20 protein-coding genes are annotated in these 20,827 nt (G+C 51.5%); 11 read left to right on the top strand and 9 right to left on the bottom strand.

Translation table 11 applies throughout. From position 1 onward, the window contains the following. Positions 1-70: 70 nt before the first annotated feature. Positions 71-976, top strand: a complete 906-nt coding sequence (locus CBE73_RS18645) for an ABC transporter ATP-binding protein (protein WP_094095515.1) — start codon at positions 71-73, stop codon at positions 974-976. Continuing rightward, a complete protein-coding gene (locus CBE73_RS18650) occupies positions 969-1,742 on the top strand; it encodes an ABC transporter permease (RefSeq protein WP_094095516.1) in 774 nt (257 codons plus the stop codon). The genes CBE73_RS18645 and CBE73_RS18650 overlap by 8 nt, the downstream gene beginning before the upstream one ends. Positions 1,743-1,924: 182 nt before the next feature. Here CBE73_RS18650 and CBE73_RS18655 read toward each other — a convergent pair whose 3' ends face one another. From CBE73_RS18655 to CBE73_RS18685, 7 genes are all read right to left on the bottom strand, one after another. After that, a complete protein-coding gene (locus CBE73_RS18655; protein WP_094095517.1) occupies positions 1,925-3,103 on the bottom strand; it encodes a response regulator transcription factor in 1,179 nt (392 codons plus the stop codon). Further along, positions 3,100-4,872: a sensor histidine kinase gene (locus CBE73_RS18660; protein WP_094095518.1), complete on the bottom strand. Its 1,773-nt coding sequence runs from the start codon at positions 4,870-4,872 to the stop codon at positions 3,100-3,102. The genes CBE73_RS18655 and CBE73_RS18660 overlap by 4 nt, the downstream gene beginning before the upstream one ends. Positions 4,873-4,956: 84 nt before the next feature. Then, positions 4,957-5,796 carry a carbohydrate ABC transporter permease gene (locus CBE73_RS18665; RefSeq protein ID WP_094095519.1) on the bottom strand — a complete coding sequence of 280 codons (840 nt, stop codon included), beginning with the start codon at positions 5,794-5,796 and terminating at the stop codon, positions 4,957-4,959. Positions 5,797-5,814: 18 nt separating this feature from the next. Beyond that, complete coding sequence (locus tag CBE73_RS18670) at positions 5,815-6,708, bottom strand: carbohydrate ABC transporter permease (RefSeq protein WP_094095520.1); 894 nt, start codon at positions 6,706-6,708, stop codon at positions 5,815-5,817. Between the two features lie 96 nt (positions 6,709-6,804). Beyond that, positions 6,805-8,148 carry a sugar ABC transporter substrate-binding protein gene (locus tag CBE73_RS18675; RefSeq protein ID WP_094095521.1) on the bottom strand — a complete coding sequence of 448 codons (1,344 nt, stop codon included), beginning with the start codon at positions 8,146-8,148 and terminating at the stop codon, positions 6,805-6,807. A 360-nt stretch (positions 8,149-8,508) separates the two neighbouring features. Further along, positions 8,509-8,910 carry a bactofilin family protein gene (locus CBE73_RS18680; protein WP_094095522.1) on the bottom strand — a complete coding sequence of 134 codons (402 nt, stop codon included), beginning with the start codon at positions 8,908-8,910 and terminating at the stop codon, positions 8,509-8,511. Between the two features lie 121 nt (positions 8,911-9,031). Then, positions 9,032-10,048, bottom strand: coding sequence for a M23 family metallopeptidase (locus CBE73_RS18685; protein ID WP_094095523.1), 1,017 nt, complete (start codon positions 10,046-10,048; stop codon positions 9,032-9,034). A gap of 158 nt (positions 10,049-10,206) precedes the next feature. Here CBE73_RS18685 and cls point away from each other — a divergent pair, with 158 nt between their 5' ends. Continuing rightward, the gene (cls, locus tag CBE73_RS18690; protein ID WP_094096412.1) at positions 10,207-11,637 is read left to right on the top strand and encodes a cardiolipin synthase; all 1,431 of its coding nucleotides are present in this window, start codon (positions 10,207-10,209) and stop codon (positions 11,635-11,637) included. Positions 11,638-11,679: 42 nt separating this feature from the next. Here the strand turns inward: cls and ligD are convergent, their stop codons facing one another. Continuing rightward, positions 11,680-12,570: a non-homologous end-joining DNA ligase gene (gene ligD, locus CBE73_RS18695; RefSeq protein ID WP_094095524.1), complete on the bottom strand. Its 891-nt coding sequence runs from the start codon at positions 12,568-12,570 to the stop codon at positions 11,680-11,682. Between the two features lie 177 nt (positions 12,571-12,747). Between ligD and CBE73_RS18700 the strand changes: the two genes are divergently transcribed. Continuing rightward, on the top strand, positions 12,748-13,692 hold the full coding sequence (locus CBE73_RS18700) for an ATP-dependent DNA ligase (RefSeq protein ID WP_094095525.1): 945 nt from the start codon (positions 12,748-12,750) through the stop codon (positions 13,690-13,692). A 64-nt stretch (positions 13,693-13,756) separates the two neighbouring features. On the opposite strand, the gene ku is transcribed toward CBE73_RS18700, so the two are convergent. Beyond that, a complete protein-coding gene (gene ku / locus CBE73_RS18705; protein ID WP_094095526.1) occupies positions 13,757-14,839 on the bottom strand; it encodes a non-homologous end joining protein Ku in 1,083 nt (360 codons plus the stop codon). 302 nt (positions 14,840-15,141) lie between these two features. On the opposite strand from ku, the gene tsaE reads away from it, so the two are divergent. From tsaE to CBE73_RS18740, 7 genes are all read left to right on the top strand, one after another. Next, the gene (gene tsaE, locus CBE73_RS18710; protein WP_373286345.1) at positions 15,142-15,621 is read left to right on the top strand and encodes a tRNA (adenosine(37)-N6)-threonylcarbamoyltransferase complex ATPase subunit type 1 TsaE; all 480 of its coding nucleotides are present in this window, start codon (positions 15,142-15,144) and stop codon (positions 15,619-15,621) included. Between the two features lie 3 nt (positions 15,622-15,624). Next, on the top strand, positions 15,625-16,551 hold the full coding sequence (gene tsaB, locus CBE73_RS18715) for a tRNA (adenosine(37)-N6)-threonylcarbamoyltransferase complex dimerization subunit type 1 TsaB (RefSeq protein WP_094095528.1): 927 nt from the start codon (positions 15,625-15,627) through the stop codon (positions 16,549-16,551). 11 nt (positions 16,552-16,562) lie between these two features. Further along, positions 16,563-17,096: a ribosomal protein S18-alanine N-acetyltransferase gene (rimI, locus tag CBE73_RS18720; protein ID WP_229752540.1), complete on the top strand. Its 534-nt coding sequence runs from the start codon at positions 16,563-16,565 to the stop codon at positions 17,094-17,096. Positions 17,097-17,230: 134 nt separating this feature from the next. Further along, positions 17,231-18,238 (top strand): tRNA (adenosine(37)-N6)-threonylcarbamoyltransferase complex transferase subunit TsaD, encoded by a 1,008-nt coding sequence (gene tsaD / locus CBE73_RS18725; RefSeq protein ID WP_244905551.1) that lies wholly within the window; start codon positions 17,231-17,233, stop codon positions 18,236-18,238. Between the two features lie 151 nt (positions 18,239-18,389). After that, positions 18,390-18,962 carry a GNAT family N-acetyltransferase gene (locus CBE73_RS18730; RefSeq protein WP_094095529.1) on the top strand — a complete coding sequence of 191 codons (573 nt, stop codon included), beginning with the start codon at positions 18,390-18,392 and terminating at the stop codon, positions 18,960-18,962. Continuing rightward, positions 18,959-19,954, top strand: coding sequence for a TRM11 family SAM-dependent methyltransferase (locus tag CBE73_RS18735; RefSeq protein WP_094095530.1), 996 nt, complete (start codon positions 18,959-18,961; stop codon positions 19,952-19,954). The genes CBE73_RS18730 and CBE73_RS18735 overlap by 4 nt, the downstream gene beginning before the upstream one ends. An 89-nt stretch (positions 19,955-20,043) precedes the next feature. Further along, positions 20,044-20,781 (top strand): metallophosphoesterase family protein, encoded by a 738-nt coding sequence (locus tag CBE73_RS18740; RefSeq protein WP_094095531.1) that lies wholly within the window; start codon positions 20,044-20,046, stop codon positions 20,779-20,781. Positions 20,782-20,827: the final 46 nt, after the last annotated feature.

Below are 20,827 nucleotides of genomic sequence, written 5' to 3' on the forward strand. Positions count from 1 at the left end.
GTGTTACAATTAAGGGAAATACTGCCTAAATGAGGGTTGTACAAGAAAAAGATGAGGAGTGTGCCCCACAATGAGCCAACAACCGGTAGTCCGGATTAAAGGCGTCAGTAAGAAGATTGGCGGCAAAACGCTGATCGACAATTTAAACCTGGAAATCCCCGCCGGCCAGGTTTATGGATTTCTGGGTCCAAACGGAGCCGGGAAGACGACAACGATCCGAATGATGGTCGGGCTGATGTCGATCAGCCAAGGCGATATTTTTATCGGTGAGTCAAGTGTGAAAGCAGATTTTGAAGGCGCTATGAAGCAAATCGGGGCTATTGTCGAGAATCCCGAGATGTACAAATTTCTGACCGGCTATCAGAACCTGCTGCATTATGCCCGTATGAGTCCCGGCGTTACCAAAGCACGGATTGATGAGGCTGTAGCCCGCGTTGGATTAACCAATCGGATACATGAGAAGGTCAAAACCTATTCCCTTGGTATGCGCCAGCGGCTTGGCGTTGCGCAGGCGATTCTGCACCGGCCTAAGCTGCTTGTGCTGGACGAGCCGACCAACGGCCTGGATCCGCAGGGCATCCGCGAACTGCGCGACTATTTGCGCGAGCTTGCGCACCATGAGGGAACAACGGTGTTTGTCTCCAGTCACCTGCTCGCCGAAATGGAATTAATGTGTGATACGGTTGCTGTTATTAAGCAGGGCAAACTCGTGGATGTGAAGTCACTCCGGGGCGAAGGGGAGACGAATAAACAGGAGACAGCATTCGAAGTGGACAAGCCGGAGGAAGCAGCGGCTGTAGCGGGGGCTGGACGAATGGATGGTTCGCTGCTGATCGTCACGGGCGACAGGGAAGAGGTCGCAATGCTAAACGCCAGGCTGACTGCCGCCGGCATTCGCGTGTACGGCATTCGTACGTTGACCCGTTCACTGGAAGATCAATTTTTGGAAATGACGGGAGGCGGTCAAATTGGGTAACTTTCTCCAGCTGCTTAGCAATGAAAATATGAAGATTTACAGACGTCTTCGGACCTGGGTTATGATTGGTCTAGTTATCCTGATTCCAGCTCTTATTGCTGTATTAATGAAAGTCAGCATGAGTAGCGAGCCGGGGGCTTGGGATATCTTCTCGGACTTGACGGTTATGTATTTGCTGGTTTCGGTCTTTTCAGCGATTATATTTGCCGATATCGTCGCTTCGGAATTTGGTTGGGGAACCATTAAGCTGCTGCTGATCCGGCCATGGAAGCGGGGGAAAATCCTGCTGTCCAAGCTGCTTGCCGGCATTCTGTTCTCCCTGCTGCTGACGATCATATTCATAGTGGTTGATCTTGTTCTATCCTTTGTACTCTTTCATGGAACATCGAGCAGCAGCTATCCGGCGGGGTATTCGGCTTTCTCGTTCAGCATGGAGATGCTGTTTTACCGGTACATCGATTTGCTGGTCATCTCTATCTTTGCTTTTATGCTGTCAACTTTGTTTAGAAGCAGCGGAATTGCGATTGGTTTGGCGATGTTTATCCTATTTGCCCGTAATATCTTCCAGCTACTGCTGGATCCGGAGCGCTACACTTGGGTCAAATATGTGTTGTTTACCAACATGGACCTGAGCCGTTATATGCTTGGCGGCGGCGGGACAGCCGGCATGACCCTAGGATTCTCGGCTGTGGTGCTAGCGGTTTATGTGATCCTATTTCTGGCCGTGTCCTGGATTGTCTTCATCAAAAGAGATGTCGCAGCTTAACGGATACCGGATTGCGGAAACCGGGAACCCTTCAACTGCTCAACCACTCAACCACTCAACCTGAGCGATTCCGTTAGATCGATTTCCTGATAAAAGCTGCATCCGTCAGAAAACCCGCAAGCTTCCTTAACCAATAAGGAAGCTTGCGGGTTTTCATTTTAAATCAATAGAGGGCTCCGGGCTCATTTCGAGCCGCTGAGCTGCTGTTGCCTGAACTCTGTTGGGGTCAAACCAAATTTCTTTCGGAAGACCTGGGTAAAATGCCTCATGTCCTGGTAGCCGATCCGTTCAGCTATTTCAGCAAGCTTAAAGCCCGGATTAAGCAGCAGCTGTTTGGCATGCTCCAGCCGGAGAGAGATAACATATTCTTTATAGCCTTGCCCTGTCTTCTGTTTAAACAGCTGACTGAAATAGACCGGATTCAGGAATACCACCGAAGCGATGCGTTCCAGGGACAAGTCCTCATTATAATGTTCATTGATATACTGCAGGGCTACCTCGATGGCGGTTTCACCGCTGCCTTTGATCGGTTCAGGCAGCTTGATCGGAGAAACCTTGCGCATCTTCATAATAATTTGAGGAACCGAGCGGATATCGTTATTTTCTTCCGAATACATGATTTGGAACGGAACCTTCAGGTAATGATTCATATGCTCTTTCAGCTGCGTTTGCAGCTTCTCCAGCTTGCTTTCGTCGGCAGGCGTGAAGAGCCCCAGCACACTTTGCCGGTCGTAGCTGACTACAAACCCGCCGCCACAGCGATCAATCAGCTCGGAGAGCACATTTTCAATAATGAAATGCTCCAGATTCACGCTGCGATCCCCAGCATCAAGCTGGACAAGAATCAGATAGAAGCTTGGATAATCTTCAATGAAAGGTTCAATGTTCAGATTACCGGTATCAAGCCCGGAAGCCAGCCGCTGAAAGACGCCTTCGCGCAAATATTTCAGGTTGGACTTCAGCAGTTCTTCCTCCCGATAGGTTTCAAGCTCCAGCCGAACCTCGTCCTCAAGCTCCTCAATCAGCTCTGCGAGCCTTTTCTTACCGATCGGTTTCAGCAGATAATCCCGGGCGCCGAGACGGACGGCTTCCTGGGCGTAAGCAAATTCATTGTGCGCCGAGATGACTACCCATTTCACATAAGGGTAACGATGTTTGGACATCCTCATGAATTCAAGGCCGTTGATGCCCGGCATTAAAATATCGGTTAATACAATGTCGATCCGCTTGCTGCCCAGCAGCTCCGCAGCTTCGGCCGTTGATTCGGCAACGTCCACTTCATGTGCGGGGAACGTCTGGAGAATCGTCCGTTTGATGCCTTCACGGATTGCGCGTTCATCGTCCGCAATCAGAATATTCACAAGCCTGTTCCTCCTTCCTCCAGCTGTGGCAGCCGAATAATGACCGTAGTTCCTACGCCTGGCGAGCTTTCAATTTCCAGGCCGCTTTCGGAGCCATACATATATTGCAATCGGCGATGCAGGTTGATTAATCCTATACCGCCGCCTTTTGTACTGGTTTCCAGCTCCTGTCCCTCATTTAAGGATCGTGTAAGCTTCTCCAACACGGGCCTTGCCATGCCTTTGCCGTTATCCTGAATAATGATTTCCATCAGGTTACCTTGCTCACGGGAGTAGACCACCAGCCTGCCTGGCCGGTCCAAAGCCTCAAGTCCATGTTTGACGGCGTTTTCTATGACGGGCTGCAGAGTCATCTTCGGAAGCCGAATATCGAGCAGCTTGTCTTCGATTTGAACATCGACCTGGAGACGTCCTTCCAGTCTCATCTTGATGATGGTGAGATAGTGCTGGATCTGCTCTAGCTCTTCTCTAAACGTCACTTTGGCTCCGGGCTCCCATTGGCTGCTGTAGCGGAACATATGAGACAGGGAAAGCACAACCTCACCTAAGCTGTCTTGTCCTTTCTCGTCAAGCATCCAATAAATCATATCCAGGGTGTTGTATAGAAAATGAGGATTCACCTGCGACTGAAGGGCGTGCAGCTCGGCGTTCTTCTCACTGACCGAAGAAATCTTCACCCGTTCAATCAGCTCCTCGATTCGATGCACCATCCGGTTGAAGGAAGCGACAAGCGTATTGATTTCCATGTAGGAGGTCACATTAACCTCTCCGCGGAAATTACCGATCTCAACTTGTTTCATTTCCCGGATCAAACGGATTAAAGGCTGGGAAATCGTCCTGGATACCATAGAGGCAATCAGAGCAGACACAATAATCAGAATGGAAATGACAATCAGCAAATAACGCTGCATCTGAACCATCTCGACGTTTAAATCCCGATTTGGGGTCACGTTTGCAACCGACCAGTCCGAGAAGGGCAAGCTGGATGCCACAATGAGATTCTGTTTGTCCTGCCGCACGACAACATCCTGAGTATCCGTCAAACCCGACAATTTGGGAGCGTCTTTCTTGGATGTATCCGATGAAAAAATAACGCGATCATCTTTGGACATCAGATAGACCTGGCTATGATCGCTTAATTTCAAATTATCAAGCGCCGACAATATCGGCTGGGGATCTGTTTCATAGAGCACGATGCCGATCGGCTTATGTTCATTCAGATTATAAATCTGCCGGCCGAAAGCAAGGACGGGACGGCTTTCGTTCTGATCAATCAAGGAGTGGGGGAAGACGCCGAGCAGGATCAGTCTGCCTGACGAATCCGTGAGCTGCTTATACCAGTCCTCGGAGTGATAATTGGGGTCAACGATGTTAAAGTAGTTCCCGTAGTTATAGATTTTGCCTTTGTTGGTGATGACATGAATGCCGATCAGGTCTTCCCTTGAATAAAATACTGCACCAATCATATTGGTGATGGTTTGTTCATTGATATACTGAAGCGCAGGCTCATTGGTGGTTTCATTCAGCACTCGAACCATATCAAAGTTGTTGCTCAAGGTTTTGGACAAGCTGTCATAACCTTTGTAAAGCAGATCGAACAGCGCTACGGTCTGCGAGACGTTTTTTGTCGACAGATCGCTGATCTTTTGGTGGAACTGAGAGGTTGTTCTGTTGTAGTAGAGCAGACTGACAATCAATAGAATGCCGGACATGCAAAACAAAAACAGCAGAAACAACCTGTGGTGTATGGAATGAATGCCTTTCTTCAAGGAATTACTCCCCCCGTTATGGTGTTCTGCTGTTTAATTATAATGCGGTTTTGTTGAAAAACAAACCCACTTTGTCAGATTTTGTTAGCCTTTAACCGCACCGGCAACCATGCCTTTAGTAATACGTTCGGACAGAACGAAGTAGATAATGATAACCGGCAGAGCGCCCATAATCAGGAAGGCACCAATGTCGCCGTAGTTAACCGAATATTGACTGACGAAAGAGTAGATACCGAAAGGCAATGTTTTCCATCTTTCGGAAGAGATAAAGGTTGCAGCCATAATGTATTCATTCCAGATATTGATGAAGGTCAGGATACAAACCGTCATCATCGGCGGAGCCGAGATCGGAAGAATAATGCTGCGGAAGATCCGGTAAATGCTGGCGCCATCCACAAAAGCGGATTCCTCAATTTCACCCGGGATACTTCTCATGAAGCCGGACAGAATGAAGATAGCAATTGGAAGCTGGAAGGCGATGTAAGGCAGAATCAGGGACAAAGGCGAATCCAGCACATGGAAGGATCCATATTTCAAGTTTTTGAAGATCAGCATCAAAGGCAGCAGTGTGGCCTGCATCGGAATCATCATACCCATCAGGAAGACGAGCATAACGGCATTGCCGTATTTCCAGCGGAAGCGGGAAATGGCGTAAGCAACCATGGAAGCAAGCAGAATAACAAATACCATAGTACACACAGTGACAAGAACGCTGTTGCCTAAATATTGAAGATAGTTGCCGTTCTCATAGGCTTCTTTATAGTTGCCCCAGAGGAATTTCTTAGGCAGAGAGAAAAAACTTCCTCCCAAGATTTCTTCATTTGATTTCAAGGAATACAGGAACAGCCAAAGCAGCGGGTATAATTGGGTAACGACAGGAATCGCGAACAGAAGATACACGAGTCCTTTTTTTACGTATTTCATAATCGTGTTCTCCTTTCCTTATCCTACTTTTTTCTCGATGCGACCGAAGATGAAGTTGATGATAAATGTACAAATCAGACAAACGAGAACCAAGAAGGTCGCGATCGCACTGCCGTATCCATATTTCAAAGACAGGAAGGAGTTATTGTACATTAAGGTAGAAATAACGTCCGTGGCATGCGCAGGACCGCCGCCGGTTACGACCATAACCATATCGAAGGCCTGGAGGGAACCGATAAACGCAAGCACAATCGAAATTTTAAAGATTGGCACTATCAGCGGCAAAGTGATGTAACGGTCTGCCTTGAAGCCTTCAGCGCCGTCAATTTTAGCCGCTTCATAAACTTCCTCCGGCAGGTTCTGGACCCCTGTAAATTGAATCAGAAGGTGGTAACCGAAGAACTGCCAAAGCGAAATGATATAGACGAAGTAAATGGCGATCTTAGGTTCAGTCAGCCAGCCGTGCTGCCAGCTGTCCAGTCCCAGGGAGACGAGAATGCCGTTCAGCATACCGCCCATGGACGCCGGGTTGTAAATCGTTTTCCAAAGTTGGCCGATGATAACGACCGAAAGAATAACCGGAACAAAATAAATGGAAACCAGTGTGTTTGCTCTCTTTTTGATAAAACGATTAAGCATGATAGCCATAAACAAACAGACTGGAATTTCAAGCATCGACGCTACCGCGTACAGCAAGGTCCGCCGTACGGAAGGCCAGAACACAGGATCATCGAAAAACATCGTTTTAAAGTTTGCGAAACCTACAAATTTGGAATCCGTAATCCCATCCCAGCTTAGAAGGCCGGTATAGAAGGATACGAGAATAGGCACAAACACGAGCACGACGTACAACAGCAGACATGGAAGCACAAACACGGCGATTGTACGGGCCGGAACTTTCAGGACATTCATGGTTTCTCCGCCTCCCTTTATATATATCTTTTCGTAAAAGCAGGATGCGAAGGAGCTTTGTCGGCTTCTTCGCATCCTGAATCAAAAGCCGTTTTTTTATTTGTTGGCTTCAAATGCGGCTTGATGCTCTTTAGCTACAGTTGCAGAATCCACTTTTTGTACAAACAGGTTTTGGATGCTGTTCAAGTGAGCTTGTGCTACAGCAGGATTCATCGTGTTATCGAAGGCAAGGTCTCCGCCTTTGATATCGTTGAACAAAGCTGCTACATCCATAGCCAGGTTGGAGTAACCGGCTGCTTTCAAGTCGCCGTCAACTTTTTGACCCAAACCTACAGCATTTTTGTATTCGAATTGTTTCTTAGGATAGTTCACGCCGAAGTAGTTCAAGAAATCTTTTGTTTCTTGCAGGTGTTCACTGTTAGCGGAAACTGCGAACGCACTACCAGGAGCCAGCATGAAATCGTTCAGATCGCCTTTGCCGTCAACGGTAGGGAAGCGGAATGCACCAACTTGGCTGCCTACAGAAGAAGCGTCGATAGCGCCAGTTTCCCAAGTACCGATGATGAACATTGCAGCTTTACCAGTTTTGAACAAGTTGCCGCCTGCGTTAGCATCGATGGAAGTTGCGCCATCAGGGAATGCTCCGGCTTGCACCAGATCCTGGAAGCGGTCAACAGCTTCGATGAAGGCAGGATCTTCAAATGTTTTCTTGCCGTCCACAACATCTTGCAGGAAGCCAGGGCCGCCGTTTGTGCGAAGCAGGATGTTCATGAACAGGAAGGAACCCGTCCAAGTATCTTTTTCACCGATTGCGATCGGCGTAATGCCTTTAGCTTTGAGTGCTTTTACGTCAGCCAGCAGCTCATCAAAAGTGGTTGGCACTTGAGAGATACCTGCTTGCTGGAACAAATCTTTGTTATAGAAAACGGCTTCAACGTTGTTACCGTCCGGAATGGCGTAAACGTTGCCATCGAAGGTGTAGTTATCAAGCAGGCCTGCTTGGTAAGTATCTTTCAGCCCGTTTTGATCCAGCATATCGTTCAGCGGAGCCAAAAGGCCTGCGTCTACGAAAGGTTTCATTTGAGCAGCTGGGTTAACGATTGTAATATCAGGTACTTCTTTGGAAGCGGCCTGTGTTTTGAGCTTCACTTTCTGTTGGTCTGTATTAAGTGTATCAAGCTCGATCTTTACGTTTGGATGCTCTTTCTCGTAGCTGTCTACCAGATCATGCAGCGTCTTGTAAGACGGAGTTGTTTGGTCTGGATAAATGTTTTGGAAGGTGATAGTTACCTTCTTGTCGCTGCTGGAGCTGTTGGATCCACCGTTTGAAGAAGCGGCTCCGGAGTTGCTGTCGTTGTTAGCGTTTCCACATGCGGCCAGGCCCAAAGTGAGTGCGCCAGCCAGAACTACAGCTAATGTTTTGAGTGGTTTGTTCGCCATTATTCAATGCCCCCTTATTTGGTATATGTCTATTGTTACTTTTTGAAGCGCTTCCATCAAGACGGGAATTTAAGGTATGAGGTTTGTTTTTTTTAGGTTGTAAAAAGCGCTTACTATTTCAAAGGGCCACAGCATTAAAGCAGACCGGTTTGGAACAAGGTATTCAGCAGCTGCACGACTCCTTGAAACTTAAGGTTCCCAAAGATCAAGGTTATTACCAGGGGAATATAAGGAAATTTTAATCCTTTGTAGGAAGGATGCCTAAAAAACAAAATAGATCACCAGCCTAAAAACGGGGTGATCTTCAGAACAAGAACTCGATCTTAAATTCTTAAACGCACTACCTGTCAGGAGGAGAGACTAAACGGTTTCGGCCTCCGACTGCAGGGCTTTTTTGCCGAAAGCAGTTCGGCCTTCAGCGGCAGGCTGATCCATCCGGGTTTCTCCATTTAGACGGCCGCCCTCGGAAATGACCAGCGAGCGGGCGTCGATGTTTCCGACGATGTGGCCGTTTTCAAGAAGCGTAAGCCGTCCTTCTGTAACGACATCGCCAAAAACTTTTCCTGCAACGACAATCGAGGAGCCTTTAATGCTGGAATGGGCTTCGCCGCTGGCTCCGATGAATACTTCACCGGAGGTTTCGATTTCTCCTCGGAAGGTGCCTTCAATCCTCACGCCGGATTGACTGCGGAGAACTCCCTCGATATCGCTTCCCTGGCCGATAAGCGTGTAGGTATTTTTGCCTGATTTGGACATTTTCATTATGATGCCTCCTTGTAGAAGAATGGATATTCGGACTCCAGCTTGGTAAATTTGCGCGAATCATTTTCCCAAAGAAGTGATTCTGAAGTCCTTCAAAATTCCTTCTATAGTCTTTCTAATGTTATTGAATGTACGGTAGAGGATTGACCGGATCGTTTTTCTTCATGACCTGAAAATGCAAATGCGGGCCTGTGCTTCGCCCGGTATTCCCAAGCTTGCCGATCGTCTGCCCTTTTATAACGGAATCGCCTTGCTGGACAACCGCGGAGCTGAGGTGCATATACCAGGTTTCCAGACCATTGATGTGCCGGATGACGATATAATTGCCCCTCGATCCGTCACGCTGAACAGAAAGCACTGTGCCTGCCGCGGCAGCATACACGGGATCACCGGTGCTGCCCGCAATATCAATACCGGCATGAAAAGCAGATTTGCCCGTAAAAGGATCGGTACGGTAACCAAAGCTTGACGTAACTGTATGGGATGAAGTCGGCCATAAGGAAGGGGTGGAGGATAAGGCCTCCAGCCTGGCTTGGGCTTTGTCCAATTGATAAGGAACCTGCTTCTGCATCTGGTCGATCAGCTGATTAATCGCTTGAAAATCATCTTCGGTTTCCTGGATAAGCGCCTCAGTTCCGATTTGATGAGCAGCGATGAATTCGCCGCCAACTGCATTTCCGCTGTTCCACTGTAGGGTGGAGGGTTTGATATCCGCGGCGGCACTGCTGCTGTCGCCAGCGGTAGAAGAGGAGGGCTGGCTGCCAAGAAACTGCTCAAGCTGCTTCTGCAGAGCAGAAACCGTTTGAAGACGTCCCTGGACGCTTTGGGATTGCTGGGAGAGGCTTACAACCTGGCTGCGCAGCCTTCGGAGCGCTTCTTCTTTGTCGGAGACAACAGCTTCCATCGCCAGCTGCTTCGAGGTCAGCTCGAGCTGCTTCGAGGCCAGTTCATGCTGCAGCCCGGCAATCCGGTCGGCCGAACGGAGCTGGAGGCTGATGATCAAACTGGAGATGGACAAGATCGCGGCAAAAGGGACAATAACCAATATAGGCTTAGGCACATACAGCTGCCTGACCGGCGACTGGCTTTCCCTGAGCACCAGCAGGGTCAAGCCCCGCGAAGTTCTTGCAGCTCTCATAAGGACTCCTTTCCGATCTGTAATAGAATCAAAGCTTGCCTATCCATTATGTATTCTTGCTATGGCGTAAACATGCTATGTTTTCAGATTAATATGTTGAAGCCCGCGAATAAGAAGGGAGCAGGATGGTGAATCCTGAAATAGGAGGAGTGGTGCTTTTGCTGTGGCTCTTATTATCGCTGATAGCTTTTATATTTCAAATCGCAACGATTATGCTTCTGGAGTTCCGCAGCGCTCCCAAAACGGTGGCCTGGTTATTTATTTTGTTTTGTGTGCCGTTTATCGGATTTGTTCTTTATTATTTTGCCGCGAGAGACTACAAGAACCGGCGCAGGCTCCGCCGGAGCGGATCGAAGCTGTTCAGGGAAATGAAAGCCCTGCTTTGGAGGCAGTCCAGCAGGGTTGAAGACGCTGCTGGTATGCAGAATCCCGAGTTTATCCACCGGGAGCGGCTGTTTAAGCTGTTGACCCGCTTGTCTGAAAGCCCAATCACCGGCTGTAATTCAACTCTGGTGCTCAAGGATGGGGAAGAAACCTTCCCATCTATGCTGGAAGCGATGGAGCAGGCCAGGGACCATATACATATACAATTTTATATTTTCCGCAGCGACATGATCGGCAGCCGGTTCAAGGACGTGATGATCCGTAAAGCACGGGAAGGCGTGGAAGTTCGGCTGCTGTGTGACGGATTGGGCAGCCTGAAGCTCAAGAAGGGGTTTATCAAGGAATTAAAAGAGGCAGGCGTGAAATTCCACTATTTTCTGCCGCCATGGATTGCTTTGCTGGATAAACGGCTTAATTATCGGAATCACCGCAAAATCGTTGTCATAGACGGCCGAATCGGATTTATGGGCGGCATCAATATCGGGGACGATTATTTGGGTTTGTACTCCAACATGGGCTATTGGCGGGATACCCATGTGAGGATTGAAGGAGATGCGGTCTATTTCCTGCAAAATACGTTTCTGGGCGACTGGAAGCTCGCGTGCGGCGAGCAGGTGGATGAAGCCGGTTATTTTCCAAAGCATAACTGCGGGGGCAAGGAGCAGGTACAGATTTTGGCAAGTGGTCCGGATCAGTATTGGAATGCGATTCAGGAAATGTGTTTTGGCGCCACGTCGGCTGCCACCCGGAGGATTTGGATTACGACACCTTATTTCATCCCGGATGACGGAATCCTGGAGGCTCTGAAGACGGCTGCGGTCAGCGGTGTTGATGTCCGGATCATCATTCCTTACCATTCCGACAACCGGCTTGTTCATTGGGCTTCGTTGTCTTATGTAGAGGATCTGCTGCGGACAGGCATTAAATTCTATCAATACGCCAAGGGATTTGTTCATGCCAAGGTGATGATCGTGGATGATCTGCTTGCAACGGTAGGTTCGGCCAATCTGGATATGCGAAGCTTCTTCAGCAATTTCGAAATGACAGCCATTTTGTTCGACGCTTCGCCGATTGAGGAGCTGGCCAGGCAGTTTGAAGAGGATCTGCAGGAGTGCAGGCCTATTCTGCTCGAAACCTTCCTCAACCGTCCGCGCCGGCAAAAAGGGATGGAGCTGCTGGCCAGACTGCTGTCTCCGCTGTTGTAAGGCAGGCGCCTGTATGGGCCAGGCGGCAGCTGCTTCGGCTGTTCATTTGTTCAGCAGATGCTTCAGAATCAAATCCAGAGATTGAGGCTGTACCTGCTCAAGCAGGTCGCCTTTTTGTTTGAGCCGGTTCCCGATGTTGAGCAGATGGTAATCGGATGGCTTCGGATTGCGGCGGACTTCAGCCCAGGTAAGCGGTGTAGATACACTGGCTGCTTTCTTGGCCCGGGGGGTGTAGGCGGCCGCAATCGTCTTCCCGGAATAATGCTGGAGATAATCGAAATATATCCGGTTCCCCCGGTCTTTTTTCAAACGTTCGATTGTGAACAGTGCCGGATGTTTCTCCGTAATATAACGGGCTACAAAATGACCGACCGCACGCAGCTCGTCAAAGGTGATACCGTAATGAATCGGCACTATAATTTGTACGCCGGTAGCGCCTGATGTCTTCGGAACGGATTCCAGGCCAAGTGAAGACAAACAATCTCCGACATAACTGGCCGCTTCCATAATTCTGGGCTCCTCTTCTACGGAAGGGTCAAGGTCGATGATCCACTCGCAGGGGAGCGTCTCGCCGATATAATGCAGGGAAGGGTGGAACTCAATCGAGGCCAGGTTGCCTAGCCATAACAAGGTAGGGAGGCTGTCCAGGACTACGTACCGGATTCCCTGATGTTCGGCCGTGGTGACGAAGTCAGGCAGTGGCTCAGGGGCATTTTTCTGATAGAAAAAAGAGCTGTGGATACCGCCCGGATAACGGATGGTAGTCAGCAGCCTGTTGCGACATCTTTCAAGCAGATAAGGGGCCAGCTCGGCCAGCTTCTGCAAATAGATCAGTTTGGTTACCCCGGCTTCGGGCCAGAGCAGCTTGTCCGGGTTGGAAATGGTGATTTCACGGCCTTCAACGAGAATGGATCCTTTTACAGCGGTTGGCATAACCCAGGTAACCCCCTTGTGCAGCATGGAATGGGAAGCGGCGGTCTGCCGCGCTTAAACCTAGAATTCCCCGGCGGAGAATCGTTTATGAGGTTACAAGTTCAAGAATGGAGCGGCCAGTCAAGGGAAATGCTGTAAGAGAGCTTACTGTTAAAGAAATGAAAGTGAGGAACCCTGATGGAATTCAAAGCGGTTAAGCCCTTTGAGCCCTTGACTGCCGAGTCCCTGCCAACCGGAGAACGGTGGGCGGCCCAAGTCAAATGGGATGGTGTGCGGATGCTGACTTACAGCAGCGGAGGCTCAAGCCGGCTGATTAACCGTAAAGGGAACGAGCGAACCCTTCAATATCCGGAGTTTACGGACACCAGTCTGTACTGTAAGGCACAATCATTTATTCTGGATGGGGAAATGATGTCGATCGAAAATAACAAGCCGTCATTCCATGCCATCATGAAGCGGGACAGCTTGAGAAAAACAGACGAGATCCGTTTTGCCGCCGACCGGATTGCCGTGAACTATATGATCTTTGATCTTTTGTACTGCAACGGAGAGTGGGTTACGGATCGTCCCCTCGAAGAACGCCAGCAGCTGCTAGAGCAGGTTATTGTGCCAAACGAAAGGGTTCAGCTTTGTCAAAATTACCCGGACGCGGAACAGCTCTTCGAGGTCATGCGGCGCCATAACTGGGAAGGGGTAGTTTGCAAGGATCTGGACAGCACTTATGCGGTAGGGGGGAAAGACAAACGCTGGCAGAAGAAGAAGTTTTTCCGCGATTTATACGCGGCCATAGGAGGCGTCACTTACCGCGACGGCATCGTAAATGCCCTACTGCTGGGTCTTTATGACGAGGAAGGAAGATTTCTTTATATCGGCCATGCCGGGGCGGGCAAATTCACGGTTACAGACTGGCGCTTCATGACCGAAGAAGCGGAGCGTTTAAAGGTGCCGGACCGTCCTTTTCATAACATGCCAGCACGGGTAAAAGGGGCGGCCTGGATGCTGCCGTCCCTTACGGTGAGAGTCGAATATTTGGAATGGACGAGCGGCTGGACACTCCGCCATCCCGTACTCCAGGGCTTTGCGGGTGTAAGCGCCGAGCAGTGTACAGTAGATCAGATTTAACAGTCAACAATAGCCAATTTGATAAAGGCTCTGATCTGAGCTCGGCCAACGAAATCCGAAACGGTTAAGAGGTTTTCTTGGGTTTTGTGCTTCTCCGTTTCGGTTTGGGCGGTTCGGTCAATGAAGATAAGGCCGCAGGCGTGATGCTTCCTGAAGCTTGCCCAGCTGCTGCCGGGGATGCGGCTTTAGCCGAAGACGTTTTGCTTCCGGCTTTGCTGCGGCCGGCTGCAGTCCGGGTTTTCCCGGCGGCAGGCGCCCCCGCTGCCTCTCCGGCTCCTGCGGTTTGTGCCGCAGCCGTATCTTCCGCTTTGGCCTTTCTTCCAGTTCGGGTCGTCCGGGCCGCCGGAGCAGCAGGAGTTCCCGGATCGGTACCGATCGGGCGCACGGCTTCAATACTGGCCTGGAGGGCGGCCATCAGATCAATAACATTGGTTTCCGGCTTCGCGGGCGCCAAAGAAACCTCTTCTCCCGCCACCTTATGCTGGATCAGATCCAGAAGGGCAGCCCGGTAATCGTCCGTGTATTTCTCAGGTTCAAACGGCGTGGAGAGCTGCTCAATCAGCAGCTTGGCCATCGTCAGCTCTTTGTCGTTCACATCTGCTTGTTCGGGCAGCCCCGGCACTTGGGAGACCGGGCGGATTTCGTCCGGGTAGAAAATGGTTTCCACGGCCAGACAATCATCCTCCAGCACGCGAATGGCTGCCAGGCTGCTTTTGGAGCGGATTGCGATTTTGGCGATGCCGATCTTCCCGGTATCCCTCATCGCCTGAAGCAGCAGTCTGTAGGCATTGGAGCCGGCCTGATCGGGAGATAAATAGTAGGTTTTTTGAAAATAAATCGGATCGATTTCATGTAAATCAACAAAGTCCAGAATCGTAATCGTTTTATTGTTCTGCTCGGAAAGCTGTTCCAATTCTTCTTTATCAAACAGCACGTACTTCCCCTTCTCATACTCATACCCTCGGGTAATTTCATCCCACTCGACGTCCTTATCACAGGAAGGACAGCGCCGGACGTAGGAAATCGGGCTGCCGCATGTTTTATGAATATATTTCATGGAGATATCCTTGTCTTCGGTGGCCGAAAACATTTTGACCGGGACATGCACCAGGCCGAAGCTGATCGCTCCTTTCCAGACCGTATGCACGGGCATCAAACTCCTTTCCGAATGGCTTTCAGCTTCCCGTGAGAAGCCTTCCTTCCCTTTAGTATGGTTGCAGCAGGCCTTATTATTTCAGGCAGATACCGGAGAAATTGGCTGCCGGCTAATTGTCCGTCCTTGCGGGACATACGCATGAAATATATAATGGGATAGAAAAATCAGGGCTTTAAACCGTTAAGGTACAAGCCTGGAACTGACTATATCTCACTGAAACGCGTCGTTGTTCACGGCTGATACCGGGAAGCGGCGCCCGTTTCTGCATGAGCCGAAAGGCGGTAAGCACGTTGATCAATAAGGAATTCGCGCAGCTTGTTTACCGGGCGGGCAAGCTTGAGGACACGCAGCGGCTGGCAGACAGGCTGGCCCGGCTGGCGGCGCCTGGAACGGTGATGGTGCTTGACGGCGACCTGGGCGCAGGGAAAACGGCTTTTTCCCAAGCTTTTGCAAGAGCCCTTGAAGTGAAAGAACATGTGAACAGTCCTACTTTTACGATTATTAAGGAATATGAAGGCAGACTGCCTTTTTATCATATGGACGTTTACCGCTTGTCACTGGAAGAAGCGGACGAGCTTGGACTGGATGAATATTTCTTCGGGGAAGGCGTCACGCTTGTCGAATGGGGCAGCCTGATCGAAGAGCTGCTTCCGGAATCAAGGATTCATTTATATATGGAAGTCATGGAATCCGGAGAACGGCAGATTTATATCTACGGACAGGGAGAGCCGTACACGGCTTGGACGGCCGACCTGAAAGAAAATGGGGTATAACAAATGGAACAGCGTAATGATACAGCCCGTCGTTATTTGGTGATGGACACCTCGACGGCTACGCTCTGCACGGCGGTCATGGACGGGGCGCGGGTGCTTGCTGAAAATAACCTGCTGGCGCAGCGCGGCCATGCCGAGCTGCTGATGCCGGCGGTACAGAAGGTTCTGGAGGATTCCAGAACCTCTCAGCGCGAGCTTGCCGGTATTATCACCGGTGTCGGTCCCGGATCTTATACCGGGATTCGCATCGCCGTGACGGCCGGTAAAAGTCTGGCCTGGGCGCTTGGCATCCCGGTTGTCGGCATCTCCAGCCTGGAGATGCTGGCGCTTGGAGCCTGGGCGCAGGGCGCAGGCCTGACTGCCGGGGATTTCATCCCGGCGGTGGAAGGCCGCAGCGGGGCAGAAGCCGCTGCGAAGGGAACGGCCGCGGGAAGCGGCGATGCTGCCCGCACGGCCGACGGCACTGCGGCTGGCTCAGGAGCAGCCGCGAACGCTGCTGCGGCTGGGCAGGCCAGCGCCGCAGCCGAATGGGTCGTGCCGCTGATGGATGCGCGGCGCGGCCAGGTTTATACGGCGCTGTTTGAAGCAGCGCCGGGCGGTCTCACCCGCCGGCTTGAGCCGGACGGCATCCGCCTGATGGCGGATTGGACAGGCAGCCTGGCGGCCCTTTGGTCCGCGCTGCCGCCGGAAGCGCGGCCGTCCGTGATGACGCTTGCCGGCGACACGGACAAACACGCCGCAGTCGCAGAGCTGCTGCGGCCTTTGCTCGGCGATGCGCTGCGCATCGCCGAATACGCGCCGGAAGGCGCGTGGGGCGGGCTGCTGGGCGCGGCCCGGCTGCTTAGCGGCGAACGCGACGAAGCTCATGAGCTTCAGCCGAATTATACCCAGCTGACGGAAGCTGAAGTGAACAAACTACAGGGATTGTAGGAGGGATTGGAATGGAGAGCGAAAATAGCCGGACGAATAAGGCATATAAGGACGAAATTGTTTTTCGCCCCATGCTGATGGATGATATTCCCGACATTATGATTATTGAACATGAATCCTTTACCTTGCCCTGGTCGAGCGATGCTTTCCGGAACGAGCTGACGCATAACCAGTTTGCCCGCTATCTGGTCATGGAGCGGAACGGGGCGCCGATCGGGTACGCCGGCATGTGGACGGTGCTGGATGAAGCGCATATTACGAACATCGCCGTAAGAACGGCCCATCGCGGCCAACATCTGGGCGAGCTGCTGCTCCGCCAGCTGATGACTTATGCCTGGGAGCTGGGAATGATCCGGATGACGCTAGAAGTTCGGGTGTCCAACAATGTGGCGCAGTCGCTGTATGAGAAGCTTGGCTTCCGCGGCATCGGCATGCGCAAAGGGTATTATTCGGATAACGGGGAAGATGCACTTATTATGTGGTGTGATTTATCGGACAAGATGAAAGCTGAAGGCGGCAGGGAAGGAAGCGAAACCAAGTGGTAGACCCGGAACTGGAGTTAAAATCTGCAGACTCACAATCTATATTTCAATCTCAATATCAATCTAAATCTATATCTGAAAATAAATCTCAACCGGACCCTCATAAGCAGCCCGCCGGGGCGTCCGGCGATTGTTATATTCTTGCGGTGGAGACGAGCTGTGATGAGACTTCGGCATCCGTGGTCAAGAACGGCAGCGAGGTGTTAAGCAACATTATTTCAAGCCAGATTGACACGCACCGGGCATTCGGCGGCGTTGTCCCCGAGGTTGCTTCCCGCAAGCATGTCGAAGTGATTACGCTCATTATGGAAGAAGCGCTGGAGAAAGCAGGAGTCACTCCTGATGAGCTGTCCGCGGTAGCGGTGACCCAGGGGCCTGGACTGGTCGGCGCTTTGCTCGTCGGTGTTGTAGCTGCCAAAAGCTTTGCGTTCGCACTCGGCAAGCCGCTGATTGCCACGCATCATATTGCCGGGCATATTTATGCCAACCGGCTTGTCCGTGAACTACGGTATCCGTGCGTTGCGCTAGTCGTTTCGGGCGGTCATACCGAGCTGGTGCTGATGGAACGTGAGGGGCACTTCAGGCTGATCGGCCGGACCCGGGATGATGCCGTAGGCGAAGCCTATGACAAGGTTGCCCGCGCGATTGGGTTCCCTTATCCGGGCGGTCCCTTTGTGGACAAGGCGGCTTTGGAGTCGCCGGCGGCGGAGGAGCTGCCCCGCGTCTGGCTGGAGCCGGACTCCTATGATTTCAGCTTCAGCGGTTTGAAGTCGGCGGTGCTGAACCTCGTGAACCGCAGCAAGATGAAAGGCGAAACGCCGGATTACGGCGCTATTGCCCGCGGTTTCCAGGAATCCGTGATCGAGGTGCTGGTGGAAAAAGCGATCCGCGCCGTACGTTCCACTTCGGCGGAGCAGCTGCTGCTTTGCGGCGGGGTTGCCGCCAACAAAGGGCTCCGTGCCGCTTTAACGGAACGCTGCGGGCGGGAAGGCGTGGAGCTGATTATCCCGCCCCTCGCCTACTGCACGGACAACGCCGCCATGATCGGAGCGGCGGCTTATCTGAAATGGCAAACCGGCGAATACGCCAATTTGAGCCTGAAGGCCGACCCCGGCCTGTCGCTGGAGGCCTGGTCGGTCGAATGATGTTACACTCGCCTGGAGGGCCGCAGGCGGGTGTTTCTTTTTTTACAAATTGACATCCGCCGGGCCGGACAAGCAAAATAAAGATCATATTCCTATACGAAAAGCTGCAGCCTTGCAGCATGTTTCTAAATAAGGAAAGGAGGGACGGACAATGAAGATCAGAGCAGCGGTTTCAGGGGACGAACCGGGCATAGCAGCCGTGCATGTAGATTCCTGGAGAACGACTTACAGGGGGCTTGTGCCGGATGCTTACTTGAAAGGACTAAGTTATGAGCAGCGGACAGAGCTGTGGAAACGGAATTTGGCTTATCCCGGCGGCCGGGTCTTTGTGGCTGAAGACGAAGATCAGTCTGGACGGATTGTCGGCTTTATTTCGGGCGGACCGGCCAATCCTGCTAAGGAGCCCCCGGCTTCTGAGACTCCAGGAATTCCTTATGATGCGGAGCTTACTGCTTTGTATCTCCTGGAAGAGGCGCAAGGTCAGGGGCTTGGGCGGAAGCTGGTCAGCGCTTTGTTCAGGCGTTTGTCCCTGGATGGCATGAAGGCTGCCCATGTTTGGGTGCTTGAAGAGAATAAGGCTAGAACCTTTTATGAGCATCTTGGAGCCGTAGTGACGGAACGGGAAACCATCGAAATCGGCGGGAAAAGTCTGGAGGAGCTGGGGCTTGTCTGGAGCGAACAGGCTTTTACAGCGATTCAGGGCATAGGCGGGATTGAAGGATGAGCCCATCTGAATCTAAAGGGATATACCCATCTAAAGGGACAAATCTGTCTGAAGGGATGAAGCCGGCAGCAGCCTCCTGGCTTTACACCTACGCCTGCCATGAAGACGAACGGGAATTGTGCGGCTTGGAGCTTCGCTCGCTGCTCGGGGAAATTCCTGGCCAGCGCCACGTGGAAAGCCGGCTGCAGGTTGCCCCGGACCGCAGTCCCTTTCTTCATGAAAGACTGGCCGTTCAGTTTGAAGCCGAAACTCTTGAAGAGCTGGAGGAACAAGCCGGCCGGATTGCGCTTGAAGGGGCCACCTTCAAAGTCCGTTATCTGGATGCCGATCAGACAGAAACCTATGAAGGCAAGAGAGCGCTTGAACGGCGCATTGGAGCCCGGATCATTGGCAAAGCGGAAATGAAAAGCCCGGACCGGCTGTTCGGCTTCGCTTATTCCAAGGACCGCTGGGTGCTCGGCGAATGCGTGGCGGGAGAGTCCATTTGGCTAAAGCATAACAGCAAACCCCGGCAGTATTCCACGGCCCTCAGTACAAGGGTGGCGCGTGCCGCCGTGAACATCGCCGTGCCCCGGCAGGAGGGGCTGAAGCTTGTTGATCCATGCTGCGGGATTGGCACCGTATTAATTGAAGCTTTGTCGATGGGGATTGAGACGGAAGGTTTTGATATCAATCCGCTTGCTGTGACCGGAGCCAGAGAGAACCTTAAGCATTTTGGTTTTCTGGAGGAAGCGGTCCGTCTTGGGGATATGCGGCAGTTAGACGGCCGGTATGATGTTTTGATTCTGGATCTGCCTTATAATCTGTGTTCGGTTCTGCCCGAGGAAGAGCTGCTGGATATGCTGCGCAGCGCCCGGAGGCTGGCTCCGAAAGCCGTCATCCTGACTCTTGAAGATATCCTGCCTGCACTCGGGAAATCAGGCTGGACGATCAAGGAATCCTGCAGCATTTATAAGGGGCGTTTCTCAAGACAGCTGCTGATCGTAGAGTAGGCCAGAAGGCTCGGCTACGGCGGGTGGGCAGCCGGTCTTTGGGTCATGATAAGGCAAGTGGAGCGACCGGAGAAAAGGAGATGTCTTGCATGGAGAAAATAGCTGTCATTTCAGATATTCACGGCAACCTGTCTGCTTTGAAGGCGGTGCTTAAGGATATTGAAGAACGGGGAATCAAACGGATCTTCTGCCTGGGTGATCTGGTCGGAAAAGGACCGCATGGCGATCTTGCTGTTGATCTCATTAAAGAAAAATGCGAGATCGTCGTATCCGGCAACTGGGATGAGTTTATTCGCGAACCAAGCGACATCGACATCGTGACGTGGAACCAGGACATTTTGGGACAAGAGCGGATGGCTTATCTGGAGTCGCTGCCTTTTTGCATCGAGTTTATGATGAGCGGAAGGCTGGTAAGACTGTTTCACGCATCGCCGCGGAGTTTGTATGAACGGATTTACCCGTGGGATGAGATGGAGAAAAGGGAGTCTTTATTTGAGCCTTCCGCGAACTGCCGGGTTCAGAAGCCTGCTGATGTCGCCGGGTATGGGGATATTCATACGGCTTTCTTGCAGCATCTGGAGAACGGCAGAACTTTGTTTAACGCCGGAAGCGTAGGCAATTCGCTGGATATGATCCAGGCTTCCTACGTGATCATGGAAGGTGTCTATGGCGCTCATGATGCAGCAGCGTTTGGTCTGCAGTTCGTCCGTGTGCCTTACGATGTGGAGGAAGCGATCCGCGAAGCGGAGGAAAGAGACATGCCGCAATTGGAGCCTTATGCCATTGAACTCCGCACGGGACAATACCGGGGGAAATTCAAGGCTTAAATAAATGCTTGCCTGGGGAACAGCAAACAGCACAAAAAGAAGAGAT

Origin of the sequence: Paenibacillus physcomitrellae, from assembly GCF_002240225.1 — a bacterium.
In the GTDB taxonomy this organism is placed as follows: Bacteria; Bacillota; Bacilli; order Paenibacillales; family Paenibacillaceae; genus Fontibacillus; species Fontibacillus physcomitrellae.

Bases quoted from the DNA above. Each gene is read 5' to 3' on its own strand.
- CBE73_RS18670 (WP_094095520.1), bottom strand. From the start codon at position 6,708: ATGAATGTCCTGAAAGTTCCGGCCCGTACAATCGCCGTGTTTGTGCTT.
- rimI (WP_229752540.1), top strand. From the start codon at position 16,563: ATGGAGAGCGAAAATAGCCGGACGAATAAGGCATATAAGGACGAAATT.
- ligD (WP_094095524.1), bottom strand. From the start codon at position 12,570: ATGCCAACCGCTGTAAAAGGATCCATTCTCGTTGAAGGCCGTGAAATC.
- CBE73_RS18665 (WP_094095519.1), bottom strand. From the start codon at position 5,796: ATGAAATACGTAAAAAAAGGACTCGTGTATCTTCTGTTCGCGATTCCT.
- CBE73_RS18645 (WP_094095515.1), top strand. From the start codon at position 71: ATGAGCCAACAACCGGTAGTCCGGATTAAAGGCGTCAGTAAGAAGATT.
- CBE73_RS18730 (WP_094095529.1), top strand. From the start codon at position 18,390: ATGAAGATCAGAGCAGCGGTTTCAGGGGACGAACCGGGCATAGCAGCC.
- CBE73_RS18740 (WP_094095531.1), top strand. From the start codon at position 20,044: ATGGAGAAAATAGCTGTCATTTCAGATATTCACGGCAACCTGTCTGCT.
- CBE73_RS18680 (WP_094095522.1), bottom strand. From the start codon at position 8,910: ATGAAAATGTCCAAATCAGGCAAAAATACCTACACGCTTATCGGCCAG.
- CBE73_RS18700 (WP_094095525.1), top strand. From the start codon at position 12,748: ATGGAATTCAAAGCGGTTAAGCCCTTTGAGCCCTTGACTGCCGAGTCC.
- tsaB (WP_094095528.1), top strand. From the start codon at position 15,625: ATGGAACAGCGTAATGATACAGCCCGTCGTTATTTGGTGATGGACACC.
- CBE73_RS18735 (WP_094095530.1), top strand. From the start codon at position 18,959: ATGAGCCCATCTGAATCTAAAGGGATATACCCATCTAAAGGGACAAAT.
- CBE73_RS18675 (WP_094095521.1), bottom strand. From the start codon at position 8,148: ATGGCGAACAAACCACTCAAAACATTAGCTGTAGTTCTGGCTGGCGCA.
- CBE73_RS18685 (WP_094095523.1), bottom strand. From the start codon at position 10,048: ATGAGAGCTGCAAGAACTTCGCGGGGCTTGACCCTGCTGGTGCTCAGG.